The 25,949-nt window shown below is 50.6% G+C and carries 22 protein-coding genes and 2 tRNA genes; 6 read left to right on the top strand and 18 right to left on the bottom strand.

The features are described from left to right. Nucleotides 1-18 precede the first annotated feature (18 nt). The 12 genes from QQF33_RS15750 to mtfA all read right to left on the bottom strand — a co-directional run bounded on the left by QQF33_RS15750 (nt 19) and on the right by mtfA (nt 11,887). Entirely contained in the window at nt 19-1,770 is a 1,752-nt protein-coding gene (locus tag QQF33_RS15750) for a caspase family protein (protein WP_285158125.1), read from the bottom strand. Between the two features lie 233 nt (nt 1,771-2,003). Continuing rightward, nucleotides 2,004-2,969 (bottom strand): retron St85 family RNA-directed DNA polymerase, encoded by a 966-nt coding sequence (locus tag QQF33_RS15745; protein ID WP_285158124.1) that lies wholly within the window; start codon nt 2,967-2,969, stop codon nt 2,004-2,006. Nucleotides 2,970-2,981: 12 nt separating this feature from the next. Then, a complete protein-coding gene (locus QQF33_RS15740) occupies nt 2,982-3,953 on the bottom strand; it encodes a retron St85 family effector protein (RefSeq protein ID WP_285158123.1) in 972 nt (323 codons plus the stop codon). Nucleotides 3,954-4,244: 291 nt separating this feature from the next. Continuing rightward, entirely contained in the window at nt 4,245-5,117 is an 873-nt protein-coding gene (locus tag QQF33_RS15735) for an integrase domain-containing protein (RefSeq protein WP_285158122.1), read from the bottom strand. 800 nt (nt 5,118-5,917) lie between these two features. Then, nucleotides 5,918-6,115 carry a hypothetical protein gene (locus tag QQF33_RS15730; RefSeq protein WP_285158148.1) on the bottom strand — a complete coding sequence of 66 codons (198 nt, stop codon included), beginning with the start codon at nt 6,113-6,115 and terminating at the stop codon, nt 5,918-5,920. A gap of 25 nt (nt 6,116-6,140) precedes the next feature. After that, the gene (locus QQF33_RS15725) at nt 6,141-6,818 is read right to left on the bottom strand and encodes a hypothetical protein (RefSeq protein WP_285158121.1); all 678 of its coding nucleotides are present in this window, start codon (nt 6,816-6,818) and stop codon (nt 6,141-6,143) included. Between the two features lie 88 nt (nt 6,819-6,906). After that, nucleotides 6,907-6,954, bottom strand: a complete 48-nt coding sequence (locus QQF33_RS25875; RefSeq protein WP_077942703.1) for an ash family protein — start codon at nt 6,952-6,954, stop codon at nt 6,907-6,909. A 1,285-nt stretch (nt 6,955-8,239) separates the two neighbouring features. Next, entirely contained in the window at nt 8,240-8,746 is a 507-nt protein-coding gene (locus QQF33_RS15720) for a DUF2778 domain-containing protein (protein ID WP_285158120.1), read from the bottom strand. An 11-nt stretch (nt 8,747-8,757) separates the two neighbouring features. Beyond that, nucleotides 8,758-9,249, bottom strand: coding sequence for an Hcp family type VI secretion system effector (locus tag QQF33_RS15715; RefSeq protein ID WP_285158119.1), 492 nt, complete (start codon nt 9,247-9,249; stop codon nt 8,758-8,760). A gap of 248 nt (nt 9,250-9,497) precedes the next feature. Continuing rightward, nucleotides 9,498-10,748 carry a tyrosine-type recombinase/integrase gene (locus tag QQF33_RS15710; RefSeq protein WP_285158117.1) on the bottom strand — a complete coding sequence of 417 codons (1,251 nt, stop codon included), beginning with the start codon at nt 10,746-10,748 and terminating at the stop codon, nt 9,498-9,500. A gap of 165 nt (nt 10,749-10,913) precedes the next feature. Further along, nucleotides 10,914-10,989 (bottom strand) — tRNA-Asn (locus tag QQF33_RS15705). Between the two features lie 100 nt (nt 10,990-11,089). After that, a complete protein-coding gene (gene mtfA, locus QQF33_RS15700) occupies nt 11,090-11,887 on the bottom strand; it encodes a DgsA anti-repressor MtfA (protein WP_285144154.1) in 798 nt (265 codons plus the stop codon). A gap of 93 nt (nt 11,888-11,980) precedes the next feature. Between mtfA and QQF33_RS15695 the strand changes: the two genes are divergently transcribed. Continuing rightward, nucleotides 11,981-12,070, top strand: a tRNA-Ser gene (locus QQF33_RS15695). A 178-nt stretch (nt 12,071-12,248) separates the two neighbouring features. Here QQF33_RS15695 and QQF33_RS15690 read toward each other — a convergent pair. From QQF33_RS15690 to QQF33_RS15675, 4 genes are all read right to left on the bottom strand, one after another. Beyond that, complete coding sequence (locus QQF33_RS15690; RefSeq protein WP_285149395.1) at nt 12,249-12,935, bottom strand: hypothetical protein; 687 nt, start codon at nt 12,933-12,935, stop codon at nt 12,249-12,251. Next, nucleotides 12,932-13,507, bottom strand: coding sequence for a hypothetical protein (locus QQF33_RS15685; protein WP_285149396.1), 576 nt, complete (start codon nt 13,505-13,507; stop codon nt 12,932-12,934). The genes QQF33_RS15690 and QQF33_RS15685 overlap by 4 nt, the downstream gene beginning before the upstream one ends. Before the next feature lie 189 nt (nt 13,508-13,696). Beyond that, nucleotides 13,697-15,346 (bottom strand): class I fumarate hydratase FumA, encoded by a 1,650-nt coding sequence (fumA, locus tag QQF33_RS15680; RefSeq protein ID WP_285149397.1) that lies wholly within the window; start codon nt 15,344-15,346, stop codon nt 13,697-13,699. 55 nt (nt 15,347-15,401) lie between these two features. Continuing rightward, nucleotides 15,402-16,910 carry an anion permease gene (locus tag QQF33_RS15675; protein WP_282495373.1) on the bottom strand — a complete coding sequence of 503 codons (1,509 nt, stop codon included), beginning with the start codon at nt 16,908-16,910 and terminating at the stop codon, nt 15,402-15,404. A gap of 615 nt (nt 16,911-17,525) precedes the next feature. Here QQF33_RS15675 and QQF33_RS15670 point away from each other — a divergent pair. Together QQF33_RS15670 and QQF33_RS15665 are read left to right on the top strand one after the other, a co-directional pair. After that, a complete protein-coding gene (locus tag QQF33_RS15670) occupies nt 17,526-20,303 on the top strand; it encodes a flavocytochrome c (protein WP_285158116.1) in 2,778 nt (925 codons plus the stop codon). A gap of 85 nt (nt 20,304-20,388) precedes the next feature. Then, a complete protein-coding gene (locus tag QQF33_RS15665; protein ID WP_285158115.1) occupies nt 20,389-21,354 on the top strand; it encodes an FAD:protein FMN transferase in 966 nt (321 codons plus the stop codon). On the opposite strand, the gene dcuR is transcribed toward QQF33_RS15665, so the two are convergent. Then, nucleotides 21,335-22,054: a two-component system response regulator DcuR gene (gene dcuR, locus QQF33_RS15660; protein WP_282495376.1), complete on the bottom strand. Its 720-nt coding sequence runs from the start codon at nt 22,052-22,054 to the stop codon at nt 21,335-21,337. The two genes, QQF33_RS15665 and dcuR, sit on opposite strands and share 20 nt — an antisense overlap. Further along, nucleotides 22,051-23,667 carry a sensor histidine kinase gene (locus QQF33_RS15655; protein ID WP_285158114.1) on the bottom strand — a complete coding sequence of 539 codons (1,617 nt, stop codon included), beginning with the start codon at nt 23,665-23,667 and terminating at the stop codon, nt 22,051-22,053. The genes dcuR and QQF33_RS15655 overlap by 4 nt, the downstream gene beginning before the upstream one ends. 164 nt (nt 23,668-23,831) lie before the next feature. Between QQF33_RS15655 and QQF33_RS15650 the strand changes: the two genes are divergently transcribed. The 3 genes from QQF33_RS15650 (at nt 23,832) to QQF33_RS15640 (ending at nt 25,921) form a co-directional block, all read left to right on the top strand. Next, entirely contained in the window at nt 23,832-24,695 is an 864-nt protein-coding gene (locus tag QQF33_RS15650; protein WP_285149400.1) for an N-acetylmuramic acid 6-phosphate etherase, read from the top strand. 212 nt (nt 24,696-24,907) lie between these two features. Continuing rightward, nucleotides 24,908-25,177 carry a cell division protein DrpB gene (drpB, locus tag QQF33_RS15645; RefSeq protein ID WP_285158113.1) on the top strand — a complete coding sequence of 90 codons (270 nt, stop codon included), beginning with the start codon at nt 24,908-24,910 and terminating at the stop codon, nt 25,175-25,177. Nucleotides 25,178-25,225: 48 nt separating this feature from the next. Next, nucleotides 25,226-25,921 (top strand): phosphohydrolase, encoded by a 696-nt coding sequence (locus QQF33_RS15640; protein WP_285158111.1) that lies wholly within the window; start codon nt 25,226-25,228, stop codon nt 25,919-25,921. Nucleotides 25,922-25,949 lie beyond the last annotated feature (28 nt).

The raw sequence follows: 25,949 nt of genomic DNA, 5'->3' as shown, positions 1-25,949 counted from the left end.
TGGCGCTTTAGCTAAGTATTAATACCAATGTAATTGTGATACGCCTTTTAAGTATTCATCTGCTACTGTAGAGAATCTCGTAATATCTCCTCCAAAAAAACCACTTTTCAATGGTGCCCAATTTTGGCCTTGCGCTTTGGCTTCACGAATCATATTAGATAGAGGGGCGTTGTTACCGCGCTGTTGTTTCCAACCAAAACGACCGATAGGTCCCCATACTGTACGTTCTTGTTGATTTTTTAAATCAGCAACAACAAGTGAAAATAGGCATTCAAACTCATCAAATGTATTTTCATAATTCTTTCCAATGAAAAGAGTGTCATCAATCAATGGTTGTAATATTGTATGGAGATGTTCACTCATTGGTGTGTAAAACCTTTCAAAACCGGGGAGTTGCTTAAAAGTGTCGTGTCGAGTTAATTCTAAAATAGCATTGGCAACAGCTTCTACCAAGTAAGATTGCTTTCCATCATAAGAAAGTGATGAATCTAATTTTATAAAGAATACCTCGAATAAGGTATCATATTGCTTATTTTCAAGGGCTGATATCCCTAATGAGTATAATTGCATTATTAAAGGATACCATCGGAGATTTAACCATAAAGTGAGCCCCCCCCCTCTCTCAAGTCGATCGGTTGAACGAGCTAATGCTTTTCTTAATAATGAAATATGTAAAGGGCGTGCCCAATATGCTATACATGAAATGATCAAGTTTATGTTTTGAGAATGCTGTTCATATTTTGAAATTCTCTCAAGGAGTACTTCTTTTGTGTACTGACCATTTACAGAAAAGAAATCTTCACTTGTTTGAGAAAGATAATTTTTTACTTCATCGATGACAAAATCATGCAATTCAATGGATGATGAGTCATTTGCCAATAGTTTCTTTGTTTTCCTAATTTTATCTTCAATTTTTAACGGGGAGAACTCTTCTTGAATATAAGGTATTGAAATCAATCTATCATTTTCAGTCATTTTTTCTGAGTCATTATCAGACCATGATGGGGAAGTAAAAATAAAATCACCATCGCCATCAATATAACCATAATGTGGTGTCTGATTCGATGTTTTATCATTAGACACTTTGTTATACACATAAGTCATTAAACCATTAGCAGTTAAAACCCCATTATCTGTTACTGCTTTTCCTTTGAGCCCTTCAATTAAATGACCGGTAAATACGGAGTGATTGGATAAGGGGCCACCGGAGTCAGCTACGGTTTCATCAGCTTTACCGGCGGTAAGTACTTGTCTTGAGTAACGTAGCATCATGTCGTTTAAAAAACGAGTACTACCTGGCCCTATACCCCGGGTTAAAGCCAAGCCTCCGTAGCAAGCATCCATGATGAATAGAATATGTTTGGCTCTTATTAACTCTGCATTTTTAGTAAGCTCATCCCAACGAATAAATGTCGATAATTCCTCAACAATAGCATCGTGCGGAACTAAGAAACCAACTTCACCATATATTCCTGTACGAGTTTCACCATGCCCAGCGTAAAAAATAAAAATTCTTTCATCAAGTTCAATATCATCTCTGGTCAGTCTTGCAAATGACCGCAATATATTATCTTTGCTTGCTTCTTCATCTAGCAGAAAAGAAATATTTTCTTCTAAAAAACCGAATTCACTAATGAGTAAATCTCTTATTTCTGTTGCATCATTTACTGCATACGAAAGAGGAGATATGTTTTTATATATATTTATGCCAATAACTAATGCTCTGCTATTGCTATATTTTTCTTTAAGGAAGTAACGAAAGTCTCTCATATGAAAATTCCATTATTTAAATTTTTGGTTAATTATATCTTTTTGTATTATATCACATTTTAAAAGAAGGGCTAGTGTTCACTTTTTGCCCCACTTCATAGCGTTGAATTCTATCTCGGTAGAGAACATACCGATAATATACATAATTTTAAGTGATTATGGGAAAAAAGTTATAAGCTTTTGGACTCAAATATACCTCCCCTTAATATTAAAGCGTGAGGAGGTAATAAAAATTAATTATTATATCCTCTTTTATTCTCTAAAATTCGGCAAGAGTCTTTTCCAAGTTTTTTAAACAAATCGTCCCCATGGATACTGACTAACGCTTCGTAATATGCTGGCTCAATATTTTTTATATGCGCTAACATTCCTAATAGGTATGGGATGTCTCTCTCCGAGAGCTTATGGTTAGAATATAGATGAGTTAAGGCTCTTATTTTTTTTCTTAGAAACCTACCTACACCAAGTTCACCTGCATTAGAGATTATAACCCCTGTAACACGTCGAGATCTTCCTTTTCCAATAATCTTTGTTTTACCTGAGTTTATTTTAAGTTCAGGTTTTTTTAAATCAGAAACTACTCTGGCAATGAAACTATATGCATCTTTGATTTTTCCGTAGCTTTCAGATGAAAGCGTTATATCGTCTGCATATCTGGTATACGCTATATTATTTGAATTACAATAATTAGATAAAATACAGTCGAAGTCATACATAACTATATTAGATATAATAGGTGATGATGGAGCCCCAATACATAATCTTAATTTTTTTTCTCCTTTTTTTCGTCTGAAAAGATAATGGCTAATGATTTCATATTCAAACTGAGTAAGTTTAATTTCTCCTCTTAAAAGATAGAAGTATAAATCTTGTGGCTTAATTGAATAGAAGAAATTTTCAAAATCAACTTTAAGGATGTATTTATTTTTTCTATGAGGCTCAGCATTGTTAAGTATTGATGTTTCTTTAATATAAGCTTTTGCACATTCATGTACAGGTAACATAGCAAGTAACGTGCTTACTATTGCTCGCTGAACTTCTTTAACATCGGGAGATGGCTGTGCTATTTCTCTAAGCCCTTTACCATTTTTCTTTTTTATATAAAACACTTTATATTTTTTAGGTGCTTTGATATAGCCGGAGATTAAACTCATTACAGAGCAATTTAGCACTCTGGATAAATTATCAATATAACTCATATTATTCTCCTGTTACCTATTTAAAGCATCATTCCGAGAAATATCACGTTCTCTATAGAATAGGATGATTTTTGTTTTTACATCATCAATATCTGAGAAAGATGTTATCTTTGTTTTTTCAGAATTATATCTATACTTTATAAAACCAAGATTATTTTCGGATGCTACATAAAAAATATCACCAGAATCGACCCTGTTTATAAACTCTAAGTTTTCAAGAATATAAAGATACTCTTTGATTTTTTTCACAGTAAGTTCAATAGAAAAACCAACGGAAAGGTATATCTTTATTTCACTAACTTTTAGTGCGGAAAAAACATAAATTAGATCTGCAATTGCTAAACAGATGTGTCCTTTCCGCTCACGATCAAATTTCACAGTTGACTGTGTCTTTATAGAAATCTCTTGTTTTAATCTATCTAAGATAATATCTGCTTTATTGTTTATTGCGGCAAGATTATTAGTAAAACGCAAGTTGACTTTTTTACGGTCCCCTGATACTACATATTCCACGCCCCATTTATATTTAAGCACTAATTTTTTATTATCTTCTAAGAATTTAATAACTCCGAGATTTATAAATGATTTATCAATAATAGTATCAGTATTGAGAACAGTGATAAGTTTCTTTGAAATTGATTCAATAATGCTAAACGCACCAAGCTCTGCGTAAGCACCCAATCCCTCAACGATTAAAATAACAGCACTTGCTAAATCAGCCAAAACGATTTCAAGATCGATCAAATTGTCTATTTTAGAATGCTCAAGCCAATCTTGAAATTCCTCAGCTTCGCGTATACGAGAACTTAGCGTTCTATCTGTCAGTTCAATGCGTCGTAGCAACGCATCTCGCATGGAACCGGGCAACTCTTCATCAATGTTGTTTCGCACGCCGCCACAGATGAACACAAAGTTTGGAAGATTTTCTAATCTTAGTTCTTCCGCATCAATGCACAGTATGAAGTCGTCTCTGATATCGTCCATAGAGAAGCCAAATATGTTATAAAAAACCCCGGAAACCCGGGGTTCGGCTCTTTACCTAGAAGGGCACGGCCTGAGTAAAAATCGAAGATTTTTGGGAAGGCCGTGGCATAAATGACCACAATCAAAAAATTCCAGTGATACACCGGATGAAGCGAGTACGCCTCTATCGCGTAAAGAGTGTTCGTTACATTAACTCAAGGAAATTAGGGAATCAAGAACATACATTTTTTTATATACAATAAAATAACCATCAGGCGATATTCCTTGGATGTTAAACGTTTTTGAAAGTGACTATGCACACCCATAAACCTGAGCTACATACCGCCCACGCCCGTCACCATGTCCCAGATTTATAGCGACCATTGCCAGCGCCTCTTTCCTGCTGAACCCCTGCGCCAGATAGTGACTAATAGCATCCTGTGCCCAGGCATAACGCAGTGAATGCGGAGAATATACGCCAGTGAGGCCAATCCGTGCCGCCTGGTTGTGCCAGTAATCCATCGCTGTTTTCAGGTCGGACTTGTTGATAAGTCGGTTATTACGGCTTTCTGCTACAGCTAACGCTTTATTCAGTGCTTTTTTGACTGCGTCAGTATCCAGAATCACCGTCTCACGGGGTCGTCCACCTTTGGTGCCGAAAACCACGGTTAAGTGCGTGTCGCCACGTTCGACAGCCTGTTTCCACGTTTTCAGCGACTGAGCGCTTTGTACCGCTTCCTGTGAACGCAATCCCATCAGCCGTGCCAGCTCCAGCACAGCCGCCAGCCCCTGATCTTTTATACGTGCATTCTCTAGCACATGACGATAATGTTCTGGCGTGATCGGCTGTCGAGTACCGTTGCGCGATGCACCAGACAGCCCCAACGATTTATTACTCAGCCGTTCATGCTCTGCCACCTGCTTACGCCCGGCTTGTTGCAGGACGGCACGTAGTGAAGCCATTTCATTTTGCAGCGTGCGTTCGCCGATCCCTTGCGTCAGCCTTTCATGAATGTAGCTTTCTATATGGCGAACCTTAATCTGCGTCACCCGCTGGATCTGGACGTTCAGCGCCCGTAAATGGTGGTCAAAACGTTGCACAATTTGGATACGATCGTTCACCGTTTTATGACTACCGCCACAGTGCTTTGCCAGCACCTTCATTTCACCGCCTAACTTGCCCATATACTTCCCCCATAATGTTGAGAACACAAACAGTCTCCGGCGTATGCTTTTTGGTTGCGCCAGAACGATACCTTCACGCCGGAGTGGCAGCTTGTTGAGGTATAGGGAGTTTCAGCCAGTACAGGGTACGGACTGCCTGCGTGAGCAGGAATTCTCCGGGGCGTCATGCCCCCCTCGATATCGATCTTTTTCTCCTCTTTTTTGCTGACAGCGGCCCCAAAAAAGCGTGTCAGATTCGGGAATGAGCGCCGGTTTCCTGAAATCAGGGGGATAGCGCGGTGTGGTGGTTGTGCGTCACTTTGTCGCTTTGCGCGACGCAAAGTGACGCACCGGTTGAGTGCCGTGCGCGAAAGATCGCGGATTCTGGCGCAGATTTACGGTCACGCGGCAGCAAAGCCTGGCGGCAATGCAAGCCGCAGCCCTTAACGTAAAATATGCTGATTGCCAGCCGGGCACGGATTTACCCGGAGGTTTCAGATGTCGTGGAGTGCTGGCCAGAGAACTGGCGCAGCAAAAAGAGATGTTGTCTGTGAAGTATGACCTCTGTGGCAGTTATCTGCGACCCGGCGTTTGCGGAGGTATTCACCGGTAGGGGCTGCCATCCTGAGTTCCTCAGGCGCTTCTTTCAGGCCATGAAGCGTGGGCGCTGTCAAAGACAGCATCGTGCAATCCGGAGCTTACATCCGGTCTGCTGGCATGGAAAGGGGAAACTCTTTTTTATCAAAAAAGAGTTTCCCCTTGATTTTTTAACTATATCGTGATTTAGAAAACACCTTCCGGTTCAGCAAGCCCGGGAACGGTTATAAGGGGAGCTTATCCTCCTGCATCCTGCGGACCTCAGCTGCTTCGAAAATATCGCGCAGGCGCTGAAGCTTTTCGGCGAGGATGAGCAACAGGACAAAATTCGGACCGGTTTCATCGGGGTTTTCCAGCATCACCCCCGCCAGAATGCGGGCGCGGTCCACCAGTTCACGGGCATCGGGTTCAACAGGTTTCAGGTTTCAGGTTCATGATTTCCCCTTTTCACTGCCGCCAGCAGCCGCCGCGCACCAGGGCGATATCCAGCAAAAGCGATTTCATTGCCGCACTGACGGCACTGAGTTCATCGGTGGCTGACTCATCCCCCTGAAAACTGCCCGGCTGCAACAGCATTTCATCAAGGGTGATAATCCGGAGGGTGAGTGACTGCGCCAGATTGTCCAGCCAGGCTCTTTCCACGAGGAGCTGCTGACCGTGGCCGGAAAAAACCACATCAGCGAGCCGGAACAGGGATTCCGTCAGGGCGTACAATCCCCCCTGTACCTCGTGATAACCACAGGCAATACGCACTTCAGCAAGCCGGAACCCAAACCCGTAAAGTACCGATGACAGTGATAGTCTTATCTGGCGCAGGTCATCGGGAGAATAAAAATCAGTATCAGCCAGTTCACGGATAACGGATGCCTGGTTAAGGGCATGGCTGCTCAGAATTTCAAGGGCCAGACGAAAGGTGGAGGTGTGATGATGAACTGGCCCGCCAGGAAAACGCTCCCGCCAGGCTTCAGCATTGTCCAGCCAGCGAATAGCGCATTCTTTATGCAGGACACCGCAGGGCTTACGGTTAATATCGAGGATAGTGAGCTGTTCATCTGACTCCCCACAGAGGGAGACGCTGTAACAGTAATACTGAAGGCGTTCTTTCAGCGCAGAAAGAGAAGACATAATCATATTCTCCTGTCAGTGGTTGAAGGACCACCACAGGAGTTCTCACGCTCATGGCGATGGCCCAGAACAGGGGTGAGAAACCGGCCTAACAGGACACCGGCCAGCCCGAAGGCTGCCCTGCCTGAGCCACCATTGAACGTCGTGCACAGAAAAACACTGCACACATCAACAGCAGTTCAGGGCAATAGCAGATGGCTGCTATTGCCTGTCAGTCGCGGGTTCTCACGCCCGGCAGCCCCTTCGGGACTGCGCGGGTATTGTAGTCCATTACGGTTTGGCAGAAAAGCGACATCCGGCATACGGGGAGCGGACAATCAAAAAGAAACCTGCCTGATGTGAGGTGTGTATCAAAATACACACCTCACATCAGGCAGGTGCGTAAACATCCTAGGCCTGTCACTGAGCAGGCAATATTGCTGGCTGGACAGACAGCCGGGAAATTCAGTCTGAGCTCAGAGTTCTGCATCAGTCCGGCCTTTTGGGTTTCAGGCTGGCTATCTTTTCGGATAGGGCTGTTACCCTTATACGCCATTACCCTTCAGCTTTTTCTGGCCTTTTATTTCTGTCAAGGTTGTATCACTATATTATGAGCATCTGCATCAGTAGATAGTTGAAGCTAAAAACAAGCCATAAATATAGCCTGGCAAGCCTCGGTGTATGATTATATTAAACTTTGCATAAATGCAGCATGTATCCATTAGAAGAAAATATGTACCAGAAAATTAAAACATTGCAATATAATAAGCATTGTGCTTTTTAATAGAGAACATTTGCTCTTTCAAGCAAAGAGGTGGAAAGCCAGTCAATTAAGTATCTGACTGACTTTCTAGCACATGTATTGGTGTTTCTCTGCCCTCCAGTTCTTGACTGTTTATGCTTAAAACCAAAACATTAAGGATTATTATGTGGTGAGCCTGAAAAACCGACTGATGAATCTGGTTGCTAAGGTTGAAAGCAAAGTGTTTCCAAGAAAATAAATTATAGACATCAAAAGATCTCGACTATTTTTTTGACTTGTGATTGCTTCCGGGCTTAGTGCATCTTTGAAACTCCAGCTCCCTGCGTAATGAAGGACGTATTCAACAATTATTTTTAACCATATGACGATATCAGTCATACTGAAGAGGATAAATAATATCTGGAACACTACCAGGTATGTAATGCCAGTTATAATTGCATTTCGTGACCATGTTTTTGTCAGCGTCAGAATGAACAAGTATATCAGTATCAAAAATACCAGTGAGATGAAAGTATCCATACAGGCTGATAAATATAACTGTCCATGGCTTCGTGCAAATCCATTCCATGCGTAACTACTGAAATCCAGGTTCATTAAGCCAAGAATAAACACCAGAATAAAGCCAAGCGGGGCGAGACAGATCCGTGTCACTATCGGTACATATCTTTTCATTGAAGATCTATGCACGTCGCATACCGATGACGTTGATTTCTCCATACGCTTTCAAGGTACTGTATGGAATGGGTTGCATTGGACTATCTTGTAATGAGTGTCGAACGCGATCAAAATCAGCCTGATTAACGAATGTTATGCAACCATCAGATACACCCGTTCCATCTGGACGCAAAGGATGAAGCCGGAAACTACCGCGTTGTACACCATCAACAAACGTTTTATCGTCTATCAGACCATCCTGGCGGTACAGAGCAAACCATTGCCAGTAGCGGTTTCCGGTCTTCATCCATTTTTCAGCCATCCTTTCCATCGATCCGATGCCACCCATTGGTCTGTCCACTATCCAGTATTTACCCAGAGGAATGGGACCATTTTTTCGACCGGAGAATTCAGGAATATTTGTGAACGCTCCCAGCCCCGAAAAAACAGGAAAAGTTCCAACGCCAGCACAGCGTAGCTTCAGTCTGTTATCCAGTGTCTTTTCGTTATAATTCAGTTCACAGTAAATCACGTGCTGCATCCTTACGCACAAGTGCGGGAGTTCCATTCATCCGTAAACTGGATATTACCATCCAGGTACTTCCAGGTAATACGACCATAACCCAGACCTAATGACTCTGTTGGTACCGCCATCTGTCCTTCCGGATGTTTAAAGTTTTGCATGGATGGATGAATATGAATGACTCGTACCTTTTCAAGCTCAATATTGAAGAATTCCTCTTCAGCACCAGCATCATTTATACGATACCAGCGAATAATTGCTTTTTGCAGGTTCTCGCTTTGTGCAACTGCACGGTATAAGTAAGGCGTCGCTTTATCAAACTCTTTTTCGATGCTCATGATATTGTGAACGCGGGTTGATGTCAGTCTGCCAGTATTCCCGTCAAAAGGAATATTTAAGCCGTGGATGAAACTCTGGATTTCTATACTACCCTCCCTGCCGATAACTTTACTGTCTCCATAAATAAGGGAGCCATTAGTATCATAGAGCCACAAATGTGCTGGAACGCCCATATTTTAACTTCCATATTCGAATAAACGTAGGCTTATATTACCGCCAGTAGAGAACAGGTGATAAGAAAGCAATTGTTACTAAATTTGTGATGATTTGACTGGTTAGCAAGGTACTTTGCTAACCAGTCCAGCTTACCAGCGCGGTAATGCTTGCGGCTAAGGGGGCAGAAGTGTTCGTCGCAGAGTCACTCCTTAATTCTGTGTAACCCCCACCGACATCAGCATTTTTTTGAAACATATTCAGGTTTTTACAGAACACTGGCATATTGATAGGGTGAAATATATTTACCACAATTAACATCAAGATAATCCGCCCACCATTGCATCATGGCGATCCGTTCCTCCAGATATTCAGCCTTGTGAATATAGGCGGCACGCACACTGTTTCTCTCCTGATGGCTCATCTGCTTTTCGATGGCTTCTTTGCTCCACAATCCCGACTCACTGAGCGCACTGCACGCCATCGCCCGGAAACCATGTCCGCAGACATCTTTTTTGGTGTCATAACCCATCACCCGCAGCGCCTTATTCACGGTGTTATCGCTCATGCACTTATCCTGGTCGTATTCGCCGGGGAAGATAAAGGCCAGATGCCCGGATAGGGTTTCGATCTGTCTGAGGATCTCTATTGCCTGATCCGACAGTGGTACGATGTGCTGAATTTTCATTTTGGAACCCCGGTAAGAGAAACGCACGTTTTCGATCTGCTCGCGTTCTTCCGGGATCACCCACAGTTTTTGCTGCCAGTCGATTTCACTCCAGTGGGCAAAACGTAGCTCGCTGGAGCGTACAAAAAACAGCAGCGACAGCTTAAGGGCGTATTTCGTCAGCAGCCTGCCACAGTAGTTATCTGTCCGGGACAAAAGCTCAGGCAATTTATCCAGCGACAGGGCCGGGTAGTGATTCGTTTCTGGTGTGGCAAACTCACCGTCCAGATACAGCGCCGGGTTTGCTTTGAGCAACAGCTTTTTCACCCCATAGTGCATGATATCGGTGACGTAGTTTTTCAGCCGGGCGGTGATTTCCAGAAAACCTTTGCTCTCCACCTTACGCAATGTGAATAGCAAATCCTCCGTTTCAATCTGATCGATCAGGCGATCCCCGATATCCGGGAAGACGTACATTTCCAGCCTGCGCTGGACAGTCGTCGCATAATGTTCAGACCAGCGCCGGTGATCGGCATGCCAGTTCATGGCGATCTGGCGGAATGTCTGTCCGTTTTTCTTTTTCTGCTGTGCGATTTTTTTGTCAACGGAAGGATCGACCCCTTCACGCATTTTACTGCGTGCCGCATCGCGGAGCTGGCGTGCCGTAAGCAGGGAAACATCCGGGTAAGGGCCAAAGGCCAGCTTCTTCTCTTTCCCGTCAATGCGGTATTTCATATACCAGAGTTTTGAGCCGTTAGGTTTGATCAGCAGGTACAGTCCGGAACTGTCGCCGAGTTTGAAGGGTTTGTCTGTGGGTCTGAGCTTGCGGATAGCGGTATCAGTGAGTGCCATAGCGGGGGGCTCCATTCGTTCAACGAACCGTGAGGCCCCCGATTAAGCCCCCAAAAACTACAGATGTCAAGAAACCCGGCAATCCTTACCAGGACAGCCGGGTCAAACTAACTATTTGTTTTTAAAACATCTCAAGACTCACTGGGATGTCTCAAGACTAAAATTTGGCTCCTCTGACTGGACTCGAACCAGTGACATACGGATTAACAGTCCGCCGTTCTACCGACTGAACTACAGAGGAATCGTGTGAACGAGGCGCATGTTAATGGCCTCGCTATTTTGTGTCAACACTAAATTCAACACGCTGATTCAAATGATTAATTAAGACTCAACCTGCTGTTTTAGTGTACTTGAGTGGGGGATTGTCCGTCAGGCCCTGCATTTTCACGCAGGCGCTGTAGCGGGTCCTGCTGATAAAAATGGCAAAAACGCTGCCACAGCGCCGGGAAGCGCGGGGCGAACAGTTCGGGCGCGCTGAAGAAATATTCCGACAAGACGGCAAAGCACTCCGCCGGATCGGTCGCGGCGTAAGCATCAATGCTGGCCGCGCTTTCACCGACCAGATCGATCTCATCCTGAATGTTATTCATCGCTGCATGCAGATCATGCTCCCAGCCCGCCACTTCCCGCAGAGGAATAAAGGGCACGCCGCTGGCGCGATCGCCGTTGCGGGTATCGAGCTTATGGGCCACTTCATGAATAATCAGGTTAAAACCGGAGGCGTCGAACGAGTCCTGGATGTCCAGCCAGTTGAGGATAATCGGGCCCTGCTGCCAGCTCTGCCCGGACTGTACGACGCGCTGATTGTGCACCAGCCCAATATCATCTTCCCACTCGTCATCGACCACGAAAGGCGCGGGGTAGATCAGCACTTCATGGAAGCCGTCGAGCCACTCAAAGCCCAGCTCAAGCACAGGCAGGCAGAAGAGGAGGGCGATACGCGCGCTTTTTAGCGCATCCAGCTCAAAACCCTGAAGCGGGACGAGGCGTTTTTGCTGTAAAAAACGATCGGCTAATTGAACCAGTCGGGTTTGCTCATCGGGGTCAAGACTGGCGAGTACCGGAATTGCCAGCGCCTCTTCCCAGGGAAAAGTCGTGTTCGGTGCGGTTTCGTTCGATTTCCAGGGCCACTTAATCATCGCTTCGCTCGCAAACTCATCACTTGAACATAAATGCAGGATAAGGAACTTTTAAAATGCCAAATTACCTGGCATCATGGCAACCACTAAAACGGAGAGATGCCAGAGCGGCTGAATGGACCGGTCTCGAAAACCGGAGTAGGGGCAACTCTACCGGGGGTTCAAATCCCCCTCTCTCCGCCATTTCCTTGCTTTATCGTCATACCTTTCATCAGACATCCCGCACCGCCCTCATTCTGACTGAGATCGGAACCAGGATGCGCCGGAAGTTCGCAGGAGTCTAGCCTTACTACTTTTTCAAGTCATTGATGTTTTATGTAACTTGAGAGAGATATCTAGCTTTTAACGCTTTTATCACTTTTCAGACCGCCCCTTTGCCATACTGGTGCCGACACAGCGTCCCGACATTGCGCTTGTGACTTTTGGTGCCCGTGTGCAGGTAAAGCGGTTTGGCCTCATGTACCCAAAAGCTGTCACCTGCCTGCATCTGCTCATTAAATATCGTCGCTTCAGGATACAGCGCGCGCAACCGACCGCTGCTCAGGCCAAACCACTGGCGCGAAACCGCGCGTAATTCCTGCGTGGTCAGAAGCTTGCCGCCGAGACGGGCGCAGTGCTCGCGGGCGCTGGCGAAATTTTTATCCAGAAGGCCATCCCCTGTCAGCCAGGTGTCGATGAAAAAGTCGTGGCTCTGGGTATTGCCGGTCTTGAGATTTTTCAGCGTTAGCGTCATAGCTCTTTCATCGGCGCGCGGCTGGCGGACCATCTGCAGCTTTACGCGTCCCTCCGCTGGCTGCGGTTTAATCACCATCCAGTCGTGATTCACGCTAAATTTGACGTCGTTGAGATTGAGCGATTCACGGGTGCTGCTCATCGTGACATAAGCCCCGGTAAACCCCGTGCTCAGCATATCCACCGTTCGAAATCCTGGCATGCTGGGCGAGTGAAAGCTGATATGACGGAGGTAGTCAGGGGCCACAGGCTCCGCCGATACGCTCAGCGGGAGCAGCAGGGGAAGCGTCGCGGCGGCGTGGCGGAGAATATTCATGACACCGATCCCTCCAGGCGGCCAGCGGAGACTTCCTGGTCAAGCACGCGGGCCTCTTTATTCTGAATCGTGCCTGCGGATCTCAGCACAATAAAGATCAGCAGCGTACAGGCGAGAAAGGCGGCTAAATAATAACCGCTCATCAGCAGATATCCCGCCAGCGAGATATAGATCAGTCCGCTCACGGCGCTGGTCAGGGCCACATTGACGGCCACTTTTTCGCTTCGCCTGAAGGAGATGCCAATCAGTGCGGCGATGAAGATCAAACTGAGGACAACGCCCACGGCGGGAATGCTGCAGATTGCTGCCGCGATGATAAACAGCAGCGTCTGATATTTGCGCAGCAGGGGTTTGTTGGCAAAGAAGTCGGTTTCATAGAGGGTTTGCGTGGAAATGTTGAACAGCCTCACCAGACACTGTTTTCGCAGTAACAGACGCACGCGTTGACCGGTTTTGAGTTGCTTCAGGACGTTCGCCGGGATCTCAAAGACTTCCCTTTGCTCGCCGCATCTGAGGACAACAGAATTCCACTGGATGTGTTCAATCTCGCCGATCAGGAGTTTTTTTTCCATTTACCATTATCATCGTTAACAGAGTAACTGCTTGAATTTCCTGCGCCCGATTGTAGGGAATCGAGCCTGTAGAAATGTAAATAACTCTGCGGGATTCATAAGGTATTGTGGAGATTGTTCAGGCCGGGAGAGCCGGCCTGTAAAACTTGAAGGCCCGGCAAACGAGGTGCCGCCGGGCGAGGGTTTCAATCAGCGCTGCGCGCAACCCGCGCACTGCTTGTTCTGGATCTGCTGGAAGAAGTCGTTGCCTTTGTCATCCACCAGGATAAACGCCGGGAAGTTCTCGACTTCGATTTTCCAGATCGCTTCCATCCCCAGTTCAGGATAAGCCACGCACTCCAGACTCTTGATGCTGTTCTGCGCCAGCACCGCCGCCGGGCCGCCGATGCTGCCGAGGTAGAAACCGCCGTGCTTGTGGCAGGCATCCGTCACCTGCTGGCTGCGGTTGCCTTTCGCCAGCATCACCATGCTTGCGCCGTTTGCTTGCAGTAAGTCCACATACGAGTCCATACGACCCGCGGTGGTTGGGCCTAAAGAGCCAGAGGCGTAACCTTCTGGGGTCTTCGCCGGGCCCGCGTAGTAGATCGGGTGATCTTTCACGTACTGCGGCAGTTCTTCGCCGTTATCCAGCAGCTCTTTCAGCTTCGCATGAGCGATATCACGCGCCACGATAATGGTGCCGTTCAGGGACAGACGAGTCGAAACCGGATGGGCAGAGAGTTGCGCCAGGATCTCGCTCATCGGCTGGTTCAGGTTAATGCTGACCACTTCGCCTTCACCCTGCTGACGCAGTGATTCAGGAATGTACTGGCCCGGATTGTGTTCCAGTTTCTCAATCCAGATCCCATCGCGGTTAATTTTCGCTTTGATGTTACGGTCAGCCGAGCAGGAGACGCCCATGCCGACAGGGCAGGAAGCACCGTGGCGCGGGAGGCGGATCACGCGGATATCGTGGGCGAAGTATTTGCCGCCGAACTGCGCGCCTAAGCCTAAGTTCTGCGCTTCCAGCAGCAATTCCTGTTCCAGCTGAACATCGCGGAACGCCTGACCGTGCTCGTTACCTTCCGTCGGCAGGCCGTCGTAATAGCGAGTCGAAGCCAGTTTCACGGTTTTCAGGGTGCTTTCCGCGGAAGTCCCGCCAATCACAAAGGCGATATGGTAAGGAGGGCAGGCCGCTGTCCCCAGGGAACGCATCTTCTCGACCAGGTAATTTTTCAGTTTGGCTGGGGTGATCAGCGCTTTGGTTTCCTGATAGAGATAGGTTTTGTTCGCGGAACCGCCGCCTTTCGCCATGCACAGGAACTTGTACTCATCCCCGTCCACGCTGTAGAGGTCAATCTGCGCAGGCAGGTTAGTGCCGGTGTTCACCTCTTTATACATATCCAGCGCGGCGTTCTGAGAGTAGCGCAGGTTATCTTCGATGTAGGTGTTGTACACGCCCTGACTCAGGGCCGCTTCGTCACCGCCGCCGGTCCAGACGCGCTGGCCTTTTTTACCCATAATGATCGCGGTACCAGTGTCCTGACAGGTCGGCAGCACGCCTTTGGCCGAGATTTCAGAGTTGCGCAGGAACTGCAGGGCGACGTATTTATCGTTCTCGCTGGCTTCCGGGTCATTCAGGATCGCCGCAACCTGTTTCTGGTGCGAAGGGCGCAGCATAAAGGCCGCGTCGTGGAACGCCTGCTGAGCGAGTAAGGTCAGGGCTTCGGGCGCAACCTGGAGAATTTCCTGGCCGTTGAATTCCGCTACAGAGACGTGCTCTTTGGTCAGCAGATAGTATTCGGTGTCGTCATGGGCGAGAGGGAACGGATTCTGATAGTAAAAGGCTTTGTTCGACATTGCGTATCACTCCATAAAATTAAACCGCCGGAGGCTGTCCCCCGGCGGTTATGAATCAGAACATCATGGACATCCACGGATAACCAATCAGCAGCAGGGCCGCCAGGAAGATGGCGCCAAAGATAGTCCCGAGACGCCAGTAATCTTTGGTCGGCAGGTAGCCGCTGCCGTAGTAAATCGGGCTTGGGCCGGTGCCGTACGGGGTGATGATCCCCATGATACCCAGAGAGGTCACCATCAGCAGGACGAACACTTCCATGTTGATACCTGGGATGGTGGCGGCGATGGTCAGCATCGCTGGCAGCAGCGCGGTGGTGTGCGCGGTGGTGCTGGCAAACAGGTAATGCAGCAGGTAGAACGCCAGCAGCAGCACGATAGTCGCCACACCCGGCGAAATACCGCTCATCAGCAGGCCGCCTTCTTTACCCAGCCAGGCGATGAAGCCGGTGGAGGAGAGGCCGTCCGCAAGGGCGACTAAGGTAGCGAACCAGACAAAGGTGTTCCACGCGGCTTTGTTGCCGGTGATGTCGTTCCACTCCAGCACGCCGGTCCACAGCATCAGGCCAACAATCAGCAGGGCAGCCAGGGCCGGTTCAATCCACGCGGCGGCGAAAATCCACATCATCAGCGCACAGCAGACGAAGACCAGCAGCAGGATTTCGTTACGCGACAGTTTGCCCAGTTTCTCCAGCTCACGACAGGCCCACAGCGGCACTTCGTCGTTGACTTTGACTTCTGGCGGGTAGAACCAGTAGGCCAGCAGCGGCATCACCAGAATCAGCAGCACACCCACCGGCAGGAAGGCGATGAACCAGGTGCCCCAGGAGATGTTGATACCGACGATGCTTTTCACCAGCGCCAGGGCCAGCAGGTTAGGGGCCAGCGCCGAGAGGAACATGGAGCTGGTGATACAGGCCGCGGTGATCGCCACCCACATCAGGTAAGAGCCAATTTTGCGCGAGCTCGGGTCGTTCGGTTTTGAACCGTACAGCGGCGGCAGGTTAGCGATGATCGGGTAGATAGTCCCGCCGCTGCGCGCTGTATTGGACGGGGTGAACGGCGCCAGCAGCAGATCCGCGAAGGTGATTGCGTAACCGAGCGTCAGGCTGCGACGGCCGAGATATTTCACCAGAATCAGCGCCAGACGGCGGCCGAAGCGGGTTTTATCGTAGCCCGCGGCAAACATAAAGGCACCGAAAATCAGCCAGACGGTAGAGTTACCGAAGCCGCTCACCGCCCACTTAAAGGAGGCACCGGCCAGCTTGAATTTCGGGTCAGCCAGCTGTTCCGGGCTGAACAGCACCCACTGGCTGCACAGGGCGATGGCGACGACGCCGGTCAGGCCAATGACGGCACCCGGCAGCGGTTCGAAGATCAAACCGACGATCACGCCGACAAAGATCGCGAAATAGTGCCAGGCATACGGCGGTAATCCTTCAGGCACCGGCACAAACAGGAGCAGGACGGCAACGATAATGGGCAGCGCCATCATCAGCAGACGTTTATTGTTTCCGTCTTTTGGCTTGCTCGCCACTGGGGGCGTTACAGCAGTTTTATCATTCATAGGATTGCTTCTTAAGTTGTCAAAAATTCGGGTGATAAAAAACACAGCGCGACTTTTTTAATTTATTTACTTTTTTTAGTTTTAAAAGGTGCGTTGTGGTTATTTCGTAAAAGGCTATTTAACGCATTTTGCGAAGCGCTAAATTAAAAATTAATGATGTTTATATACTGCGCCTTTCGATGCCAGTGGAATTGATCGCGATCAATAAAATAGAAATGCAGAGGAGTTTTTAAGCTATTTATAATAACCCTATTGAGTTATGTGGATATTATCCATTTTGTTTGGTTGGCTGCACTTAACAGATATTCTACGCAAACGGTTATTAATCTAATTATTCACTAAAAACAGTATGTTAGGTAGGTATGGAGTTGTCCGGAAAAGTAATCAAAAAGTTAACGTTGTTTATATTATTGTGAACGCGACACCCTAATATCAATAACACCAATGTAGTAATAATGTTATTGAAGGGATTAAATAGTTTTTTAACTAACGTAATAACTTTAGTAACTAAAAATATCGTTATATTAATACCATGACATCGGCAAAAAAATTAACCAGAAACATAATCCGATAAAGAATTCTCAGATTTCAATTTTAAAGTTTGGAGTTTCTATTATGAGCACTAACGAACGAATTCTTAGTCCTTTCACATTACCGAATGGTACCGAACTCAAAAACCGTCTGTTAATGGCACCGATGACCACCTGTACCGGGTATTACGACGGTACGGTGACCAGCGAGCTGGTGGAATACTACCGCGCCCGCTCCGGCAGCATCGGCACCATCATCGTTGAATGCTGCTTTGTCGACGATCTGGGCCTGGCATTCCCTGGCGCCATCGGCATCGACAACGACGAGAAAATTGCCGGGCTGGCAAAAATTGCCGACGCCATCAAATCCAAAGGCTCAAAAGCGCTGCTGCAGATCTACCACGGTGGTCGCATGGTCGACCCGAAACTGATCGGCGGTCGTACTCCGGTCGGCCCAAGCGCCGTGGCCGCACCGCGCGACGGCGCCGCCACGCCGGTGGCGTTAACCACAGAAGAAGTCGAAGGCATGATCGGCAAGTTCGGCGAAGCGGTTCGCCGTGCGATTCAGGCCGGCTTCGACGGCGTCGAAATTCACGGCGCAAACACCTATCTGATTCAGCAGTTCTACTCCCCGAACTCCAACCAGCGCGACGACGAGTGGGGCGGCAGTCGCGACAACCGCGCTAAATTCCCGCTGGCAGTGCTGGAAATTACCCACAAAATGGTTCGCCAGTACGCGGATGACGCTTTCATCATTGGCTATCGCTTCTCACCGGAAGAGATGGAAGTCCCGGGCATCCGTTTCGACGACACCATGTACCTGCTGGAAAAACTGGCCGCCCGCGGTCTGGACTATCTGCACTTCTCCGTTGGCGCAACGCTGCGCCCGTCCATCGTGGACACTCAGGACCCAACCCCGCTCATCGAGAAATATCGTGCCATGCGTTCTGAAACGCTCGCGCAAATTCCGGTGATGGGCGTGGGTGGCGTGGTGAATGCTTCTGACGTTAACGAAGCCCTGGACCACGGTTACGATCTGATTGCCGTGGGCCGCGCGACGATTGCTTATCCGGACTGGACCGATCGCATCGGCTCCGGCGAAACCCTCGAGCTGTTCATGGACAGCACCCAGCGCGAAGCGCTGAACATCCCGGAACCGCTGTGGCGTTTCTCGCTGGTGGAAGCGATGATTCGCGACATGAGCATGGGCGAATCAAAATTCAAAGCGGGCGTGTTTGCTGAAACTGTGCAGGACGACAGCAACGAGCTGGTGATCAACGTCAGCCTTGAAACCGACCGTATCGCCGATATCGAACTGGCGTCCGGCCCGACGCAAGACGTGGAGTTTGTCGCGAGCTTCGAAGAGATCCGCAGCCGCATTCTCGACGCCAACACCCCGCACGTGGACGCCATCACCGGCGCGACCAGCCAGAGCGAAGCGGTGAAAAAAGCCGTATCCAAAGCGATGGTCAAATCCAGCAAAGTGCTGGCGGCGGAAGAGGGCGTGGACCCGAACGCAGCGAAACAATTTGACGTGGTGGTTGTCGGTTCCGGCGGTGCAGGTCTGGCGGCGGCGATTCAGGCGCACGACGAAGGGGCCAGCGTCCTGATCGTTGAGAAAATGCCAACCATCGGCGGGAACACCATTAAAGCTTCTGCCGGGATGAACGCGGCAGAAACCCGCTTCCAGCGCGTACAAGGCATCCAGGACAGCAAAGAGCTGTTCTACCAGGAATCCCTGAAAGGCGGCCACAACAAGAACAACCCGGAACTGCTGCGTCGCTTTGTCGAAAACGCGCCAGAAGCGATTGAATGGCTGGCGACCCGCGGGATCATGCTAAACGGCATCACCACCACTGGCGGCATGAGCATCGAACGTACGCACCGTCCAAAAGATGGTTCTGCGGTGGGCGGATATCTCATCAGCGGCTTGGTGCGTAACGTCACCAAACGCAACATCGACGTGATGCTCGATACTTCCGTCAGCGACATTATCTTTGAAAACGGCGAAGTGACCGGGGTGCGTCTGACCACCGAAGAGAACGAAACGGTAACTGTTTCAACGCGCAGCGTGATCATGGCGACCGGCGGTTTCAGCGCCAATAGCAGCATGGTCGTCAAATATCGCCCGGATCTGGATGGTTTTGTGACCACTAACCACAAAGGTGCCACCGGCGGCGGTATCGCGCTGCTGGAACGTCTCGGCGCGGCGACCGTGGATATGGGCGAAATTCAGATCCACCCGACCGTGGAGCAGAACACCTCATACCTGATTTCCGAATCCATCCGTGGCGGCGGCGCAATCCTGGTGAGCCAGAAGGGCAGCCGTTTCTTCAACGAAATGGAGACCCGCGACAAAGTCTCAGCGCAGATCATCGCTCTGCCAGAGAAATACGCCTACATCGTGTTTGATGAGCACGTTCGCGCGAAAAACAAAGCGGCGGATGAGTACATCGCCAAAGGTCTGGTGACCAGCGCCAGCTCGCCAGAAGCGCTGGCCGAAACCTTAGGGATGGATAAACAGACCTTCCTCGACACTCTGGAGCGTTACAACGGTTTTGTGGCAAAACAGCACGACGATGATTTTGGCCGCACCACCGCGCTGCGTGCGCCGATCAACGAAGGCCCGTTCCACGCGATTCGTATCGCCCCAGGCGTACACCACACCATGGGCGGCGTGACCATCAACACCGACACCTGCGTGCTGAACAGCGACAAACAGATCATTCCAGGCGCCTTCGCGGCGGGTGAAGTGGTCGGCGGCATCCACGGTGGGAACCGTATCGGCGGTAACGCCGTGGCAGATATCATTATTTTTGGTACCCTTGCCGGACACCAGGCGGCGATGCGCGCGAAACAGTAGTATCAATGCCCGGCGCTTGCCGGGCACGGTTTTGTAGGCCGGATAAGCGCAGCGCCATCCGGCAATTTAACCGAGGAGCTTTGCCATGTCTGACGACCATCGCGTCTACAGCTACACCGCCACCCTGATGGGCTCCCCCATTCTCCTGAAACTCTTCTCGAACAACGAAGCGCTCGCCTCGCGGGTGTTTCGCCTCATCAAACAGTACGAAGATCTGCTCACCGTCAACCGCGCGCCCTCGCAGGTGATGGACATCAACCACGCCGCCGGAAAACACCCGGTCAGCGTCAGCCGTCCGGTGTATGAACTGATCCGCATCGCAAAAGCTGCAAGCCTGCTCGAGAACAGCGCCTTCAACCTGACGATTGGCCCGCTGGTGAAGCTGTGGAAGATTGGTTTCCAGGGCGACAGCGTCCCGCCCGCCGATGAGATCGCGGCGCTACTGACAATCACCGATCCAGCGGAAGTTGTGCTCGACGACGCGGCCAGCAGCGTGTTCCTGACTAAATCAGGCATGGAGATCGATCTCGGGGCCATCGCCAAAGGCTATATCGCCGATCGGGTGCGGGATTACCTGCGTAAAGAGGGCGAAACCCTCGGGCTGATTAACCTCGGGGGCAATATTCAGACGCTGGGCGCGCCGGAAGGGGGCTGGGCTTTGGGGATCAAAACGCCGTTCGGCGGGGCTGACGAACTGATCGGCACGCTGAATGTGGAGAATAAATCGGTCGTCACATCGGGCACTTACGAACGCTTTTTTGAACGGGACGGAAAGCGCTATCACCACATTCTGAACCCGCGCACGGGCTATCCGCTGGATAACGAACTCGACAGCGTGACGATTATCTCGACGAACTCCATCGACGGGGATATCTGGACCACGCTGATTTACGGGATGGGGGTGGAGAAGGGCTGTGCCGCGCTGCGCGCGCGGCCTGATATCGAAGCGGTCTTCGTCACCAAAAGCAAAGAGGTGGTGGTCTCCTCAATGCAGCATTTCCGCTTTACGCTTCTGGATAACCGCTACCGCCTTACTGGCAATACTGCCTGAGCAGCCCGACCTGTTCCGGCTGCAAACGGTAGCGATACACCGGACGTCCGGTGGCCCCGTAGTGAATGCTGGTGAACAGGATAGTGATCTGCGCCAGCCAAATCAGATATTTACGGCAGGATACGCGGGAAATACTGACCGCGTTCGCCAGGTCATCGGTCGAAAACTCCGCGTCAGGATGGGCATCAATCCACTGGCAAATAGTGCGCAGGGTCTGCGGCGTTAAGCCTTTCGGCAGACGCTTGCTGTCCGCCAGCTCCGGCGCGCCGCCGTGGAGCAAACGATCCACATCCGCCTGCTCATAATATTGATGCGCGCCCATCAGCTGCTTCTTCTCCTTCCAGCCGTTCAGCGCCTCTTCAAAGCGCGGGAACTGGAAAGGCTTGATCAAATAATCCACCACCCCGTAGTGCATCGAGGTCTGAATGGTGGTCGCGTCCGACGCCGATGAAATCATGATCACATCAATCGGGCGACCGGATGCGCGGATAATAGGCAGCAGATCCAGCCCGTTATCCTGTTGCATATAGACATCGAGCAGCACCAGGTCGACAGGCTGGGCGGGATTATTAATCACCGCCTCGGCCTGATTCAGCGTAGAGGCCACGCCGCAGCAGCTAAATCCCTCAACCCGGTTCACGTACAGACGGTTAAGGTCGGCCACCATGGCATCATCATCGACAATTAAGACATTTATCACGCGATTTTCCTCTCGCTATCCCAGGGGATCTGTACAAAAAATTGAGTAAATACGCCAGGCTCGGATTCGACGGCAATCTCACCGCCCAGTTTTTCGAGCTGCTGGCGAGCAAGGAAAAGCCCCACGCCGCGGTTTTCACCTTTGGTGGAAAAGCCCTTCGTAAAAATATGTTCCAGTCGTTCAGGCGCAATGCCTGGACCGTCGTCGCTGATTTCACAGCTAAGCCAGCCGTTTTGATAATGCATCAGCAGACCGACTTCGCCCTCGGGCTGGCCGGTCATGGCGTCCAGCGCGTTTTCGATCAGATTGCCAAGCACGGTGATCAGCACCGTTACCTGCTCGGTATTCGGCGTGTCCGGCACCAGACACTCTTCCGCCAGCGTCAGGGTAAAGCCTGCCTCCTTGGCGCGGTTGATTTTGCCGAGCAGGAACCCGGCGATCACCGGTGATTTAATTTTATGCTGAATCGCGCCGATATCGGTCTGATAATTCTGCGCGGTCTGAATGACATACTCCTCGAGCTTGTCATAGCGCTTCATGTGCAGCAGACCGAGGATCACATGCAGCTTATTCATAAATTCATGGGAGTGAGTGCGCAGGGCGTCGACATAGCTCACCATGCCATCCATTCGCTGCATCAATTCCCGCACTTCGGTTTTGTCGCGGAAGGTGCTGATCGCACCAATGACCGCGCTCTGGCTTCTGACCGGGAAGGTGTTGCACAGCAGCAGACGCCCGTTGCAGTCGATCTCCTGATCCTGCAAGGCTTTGCCGGTTTGCGAGACGCGCCGCAAAGAAGCCAGCATCGGCATATGGCGTGGCTCGTCCGTGTTGCCCGCCGGCAGGAGGAGGATCTGGCGGGCGGCGTGGTTAATCATCGTGACGCGCCCCTCGCTGTCGACGGCAATGACGCCTTCTTTCAGGGATTGCAGCATCGCCTGACGCTGTTCAAAGAGGGTGGAGATTTCATAGGGCTCCAGCCCGAACAAAATCCGCTTCAGAAGATGCACCAGCCCCCAGGTCCCCAGCGTGCCCATCAGGGCGCTGAAGAGTATCGCCCAGATAGCGCCCCAGCGGCTGCGGCTGATCTGTTCATCCACTTTGTTAAGCGAAATCCCAATCGCGACCACCCCAATCTGCTGGTGCAGATCATTATAAACTGGGGTAAACACGCGTAAGGCTTCGGCCAGTACGCCGTGGTTGACCGCCACATTTTCCTTCCCTTCCAGCGCCGGTCTGATGTCTTCCCCGATAAAGCGTTTGCCGAGCAGGGTGTTATTCGGGTGAGAGTAGCGCACGCCCTGCATATTGGTGACGACGGCGAAGAGCAGGTCGTTGCGGCGGGTGACGGCATCGGCGACGGACTGAATCGGGCTGTTTTCAGGAGAGTGCTGTAAGCCGCGTTTGACATCGGGGCTGTCGGCAAGCGTACGGGCAATCGCCAGGGCGGTATCTTTCACGCCGTCGCGCGTGGCGCGGGTGACCTGCACAAAATAGAGCGCAAAAATCACCAGTAACACCGACCCCATCACGCCGCACACCATCAGGGTGACCAGTGTGTTGAGTTTCATCGGGCGCTTGCGCGTCGTGGCTAAAGGCTGCAAATCGCTCATCGAAACCCCGTGGATAATTAGAAAGGGGTAATTATCGCTGATGACGGCGCTTTCTTAAAGCGATGTAAAAGCTGACGAATGCTGCTCTTTTCGTGACCCCCCTCGCAGGTCATCCATATAAAACACTTTATAGTGTGGGGGAATTCATAACAAGGAGGCAGTTTATGAGCGTTAAGCTGAACGGTTTGGTCACGGAGAGACGCCACGCGGATACGGCGGATATCGACAGGTTGTCGACCCTGGACATGCTGAATGTGATTCATCAGGATGATAAATGCATTACCGACTCCATCACTCCCTTTTTACCTGTCATCGCCCGCGTGGTGGATAACGCCGCGGCCACTCTGAGCCACGGCGGACGGCTGTTTATTGTCGGCGCCGGGCCGTCCGGTCGCGCCGCGCTGCATGCGGCGCTGGAGTACGCCCCGGGCAAACATCCGGTCATTGGCCTTGATGCCGGAGACGGCGCGGGAAATTACGATCGCGGGGTGGCCGATCTGCAGGCCATGAATTTTGGCGAGCACGACATGATGCTCGCGCTCTCCGTCAGCGGCAAAACGCCGTGGGTCTGGGGAGCGATGCGCCACGCCTGGTCCCTGAGTTCGCCGGTTGCCATCATCACCAGCGATGAACAGAGCGAAGCTGCGCAGCTGGCGAGCATGATTATCGCGCCACAAACCGGACCAGATGTGGTGGCGGGCTTTAACAACGCCAAAGCGGGCATGGCGCAAAAACTGATCCTCAATATGATTGCGACGGGACTCGCCGTTCGCACCGGGCGGGTTTACAGCAATATGCGTGTGGATCTTGAAGCGAAAAGCATCAAGTGGGCCGAACGGCAGATCGCGATTGTGATGGAGGCGGGGGGCTGCACGCGCACGGTTGCCAAAGCGGCGCTGGAAAGCTGCAACCACCACTGCAAAACCGCCGTGCTGATGGTGATGACCGGTCTGGACGCCTGGCAGGCGCGTGAATTGCTGGAGCAGAATAACGGGTTTATTCGCGTGGCGTTGCAGGAAGCGCCGTAACCGCTTGAGCTCGTGAACAAAAAGGCCGCAGATGCGGCCTTTGGTGTTTTTGAGATTCTGATTTTTACTTGCGTCCGATCAACTTAAGATAAATCCCTCGACCTTTACCATCGCATGACGACGCAAAGAGTGCCAAAATGTGACTTTATTCACACTTTTGGACTCGCAATGTGAGAGCGGTAACGCCATTACCGCGGCAGTAAAGGTTAAACATGGAACAGAACAACTCGCGTGGCCTGGGAGGCAAACTCGCCCTGTGGGCGTTTTACACATTTTGCGGATACTTTGTCTGGGCGATGCTCCGCTATCTGTGGGTGGTCAGCAAAATTCCCTCCGTGCCGAATATGGTCGTCGAGGGCGATTTAGGATCGACTAGCGGGAAGTGGCTCGGGGCGTTTCTCGGGTTCCTGGTGCTGGGCTCGGTGGGCGGCATTCTGGGCGCTATCGCCTGGTACACGCGCCCGCGCGACAACAACGAGTGATTGGCCTGCGGAAAGTTGTTAAGGTGAGCGTTTCGTAAAGGAGAGATCATGGAACTTGCTCACTGGCCGCAACGCTTCGAAGCCTGGTTAATGGAACATCACGAAACCGATGACGCGGCGCATGACATTTCACATTTCCGCCGCGTGTGGATGACCGCGCAGCGCATGATAGACGGGCAACCCGTCGACGCGCTGGTGGTCCTCACGGCCTGTTATTTCCATGACATCGTCAGCCTGCCTAAAAATCATCACCAACGCAGCCAGTCTTCAAAGCTGGCGGCGCGCAAAACCCGGCTGATCCTCACGGACGATTTCCCGGATTTCCCCGACGCAAGCATTCCTGCGGTTGAACACGCCATCGAAGCGCACAGCTTCAGCGCGGGAATCGCGCCGCAAACTCTTGAGGCCAAAATTGTACAGGACGCGGACCGGCTAGAGGCCCTCGGCGCGATCGGTCTGGCGCGCGTCTTCGCCGTATCGGGTTCACTGGGTGTGGCGCTGTTCGATGCCAACGATCCCTTTGCCGATGCGCGCGACTTAAACGACAAACAGTTTGCCCTCGACCATTTCCAGACCAAACTGCTGCGCCTTCCGGAGACCATGCAGACCGAGATGGGCCGCGAGCTGGCCCGTCACAACGCCAACTTTTTAGTGCAGTTTATGGCGAAATTGAGCGCCGAGCTGCAGGGCGATTGTCTCGGGATAGATACGCAGGCGCTGCGCCGATTCCAGCGCGATGTGTAAAGCGGAACTATGGTAATCTGTCCTCAGT

It is taken from the genome of Lelliottia wanjuensis (assembly GCF_030238365.1).
GTDB lineage: Bacteria > Pseudomonadota > Gammaproteobacteria > Enterobacterales > Enterobacteriaceae > Enterobacter > Enterobacter wanjuensis.
The sequence above is the reverse complement of the archived record's forward strand: the minus strand, read 5'-3'. Positions and strand labels throughout refer to the sequence as shown.

Coding starts and splice junctions, on each gene's coding strand:
- QQF33_RS15685 (WP_285149396.1), bottom strand. CDS start 13,507: ATGGAAAAAAAACTCCTGATCGGCGAGATTGAACACATCCAGTGGAAT.
- QQF33_RS15655 (WP_285158114.1), bottom strand. CDS start 23,667: ATGAGCGATTTGCAGCCTTTAGCCACGACGCGCAAGCGCCCGATGAAA.
- QQF33_RS15750 (WP_285158125.1), bottom strand. CDS start 1,770: ATGAGAGACTTTCGTTACTTCCTTAAAGAAAAATATAGCAATAGCAGA.
- QQF33_RS15675 (WP_282495373.1), bottom strand. CDS start 16,910: ATGAATGATAAAACTGCTGTAACGCCCCCAGTGGCGAGCAAGCCAAAA.
- drpB (WP_285158113.1), top strand. CDS start 24,908: ATGGAACAGAACAACTCGCGTGGCCTGGGAGGCAAACTCGCCCTGTGG.
- fumA (WP_285149397.1), bottom strand. CDS start 15,346: ATGTCGAACAAAGCCTTTTACTATCAGAATCCGTTCCCTCTCGCCCAT.
- QQF33_RS15690 (WP_285149395.1), bottom strand. CDS start 12,935: ATGAATATTCTCCGCCACGCCGCCGCGACGCTTCCCCTGCTGCTCCCG.
- QQF33_RS15740 (WP_285158123.1), bottom strand. CDS start 3,953: ATGGACGATATCAGAGACGACTTCATACTGTGCATTGATGCGGAAGAA.
- QQF33_RS15725 (WP_285158121.1), bottom strand. CDS start 6,818: ATGTCTTCTCTTTCTGCGCTGAAAGAACGCCTTCAGTATTACTGTTAC.
- QQF33_RS15745 (WP_285158124.1), bottom strand. CDS start 2,969: ATGAGTTATATTGATAATTTATCCAGAGTGCTAAATTGCTCTGTAATG.
- QQF33_RS15715 (WP_285158119.1), bottom strand. CDS start 9,249: ATGGGCGTTCCAGCACATTTGTGGCTCTATGATACTAATGGCTCCCTT.
- QQF33_RS15650 (WP_285149400.1), top strand. CDS start 23,832: ATGAGCGTTAAGCTGAACGGTTTGGTCACGGAGAGACGCCACGCGGAT.
- QQF33_RS15710 (WP_285158117.1), bottom strand. CDS start 10,748: ATGGCACTCACTGATACCGCTATCCGCAAGCTCAGACCCACAGACAAA.
- QQF33_RS15640 (WP_285158111.1), top strand. CDS start 25,226: ATGGAACTTGCTCACTGGCCGCAACGCTTCGAAGCCTGGTTAATGGAA.
- QQF33_RS15665 (WP_285158115.1), top strand. CDS start 20,389: ATGTCTGACGACCATCGCGTCTACAGCTACACCGCCACCCTGATGGGC.
- mtfA (WP_285144154.1), bottom strand. CDS start 11,887: ATGATTAAGTGGCCCTGGAAATCGAACGAAACCGCACCGAACACGACT.
- QQF33_RS15735 (WP_285158122.1), bottom strand. CDS start 5,117: ATGGGCAAGTTAGGCGGTGAAATGAAGGTGCTGGCAAAGCACTGTGGC.
- QQF33_RS15670 (WP_285158116.1), top strand. CDS start 17,526: ATGAGCACTAACGAACGAATTCTTAGTCCTTTCACATTACCGAATGGT.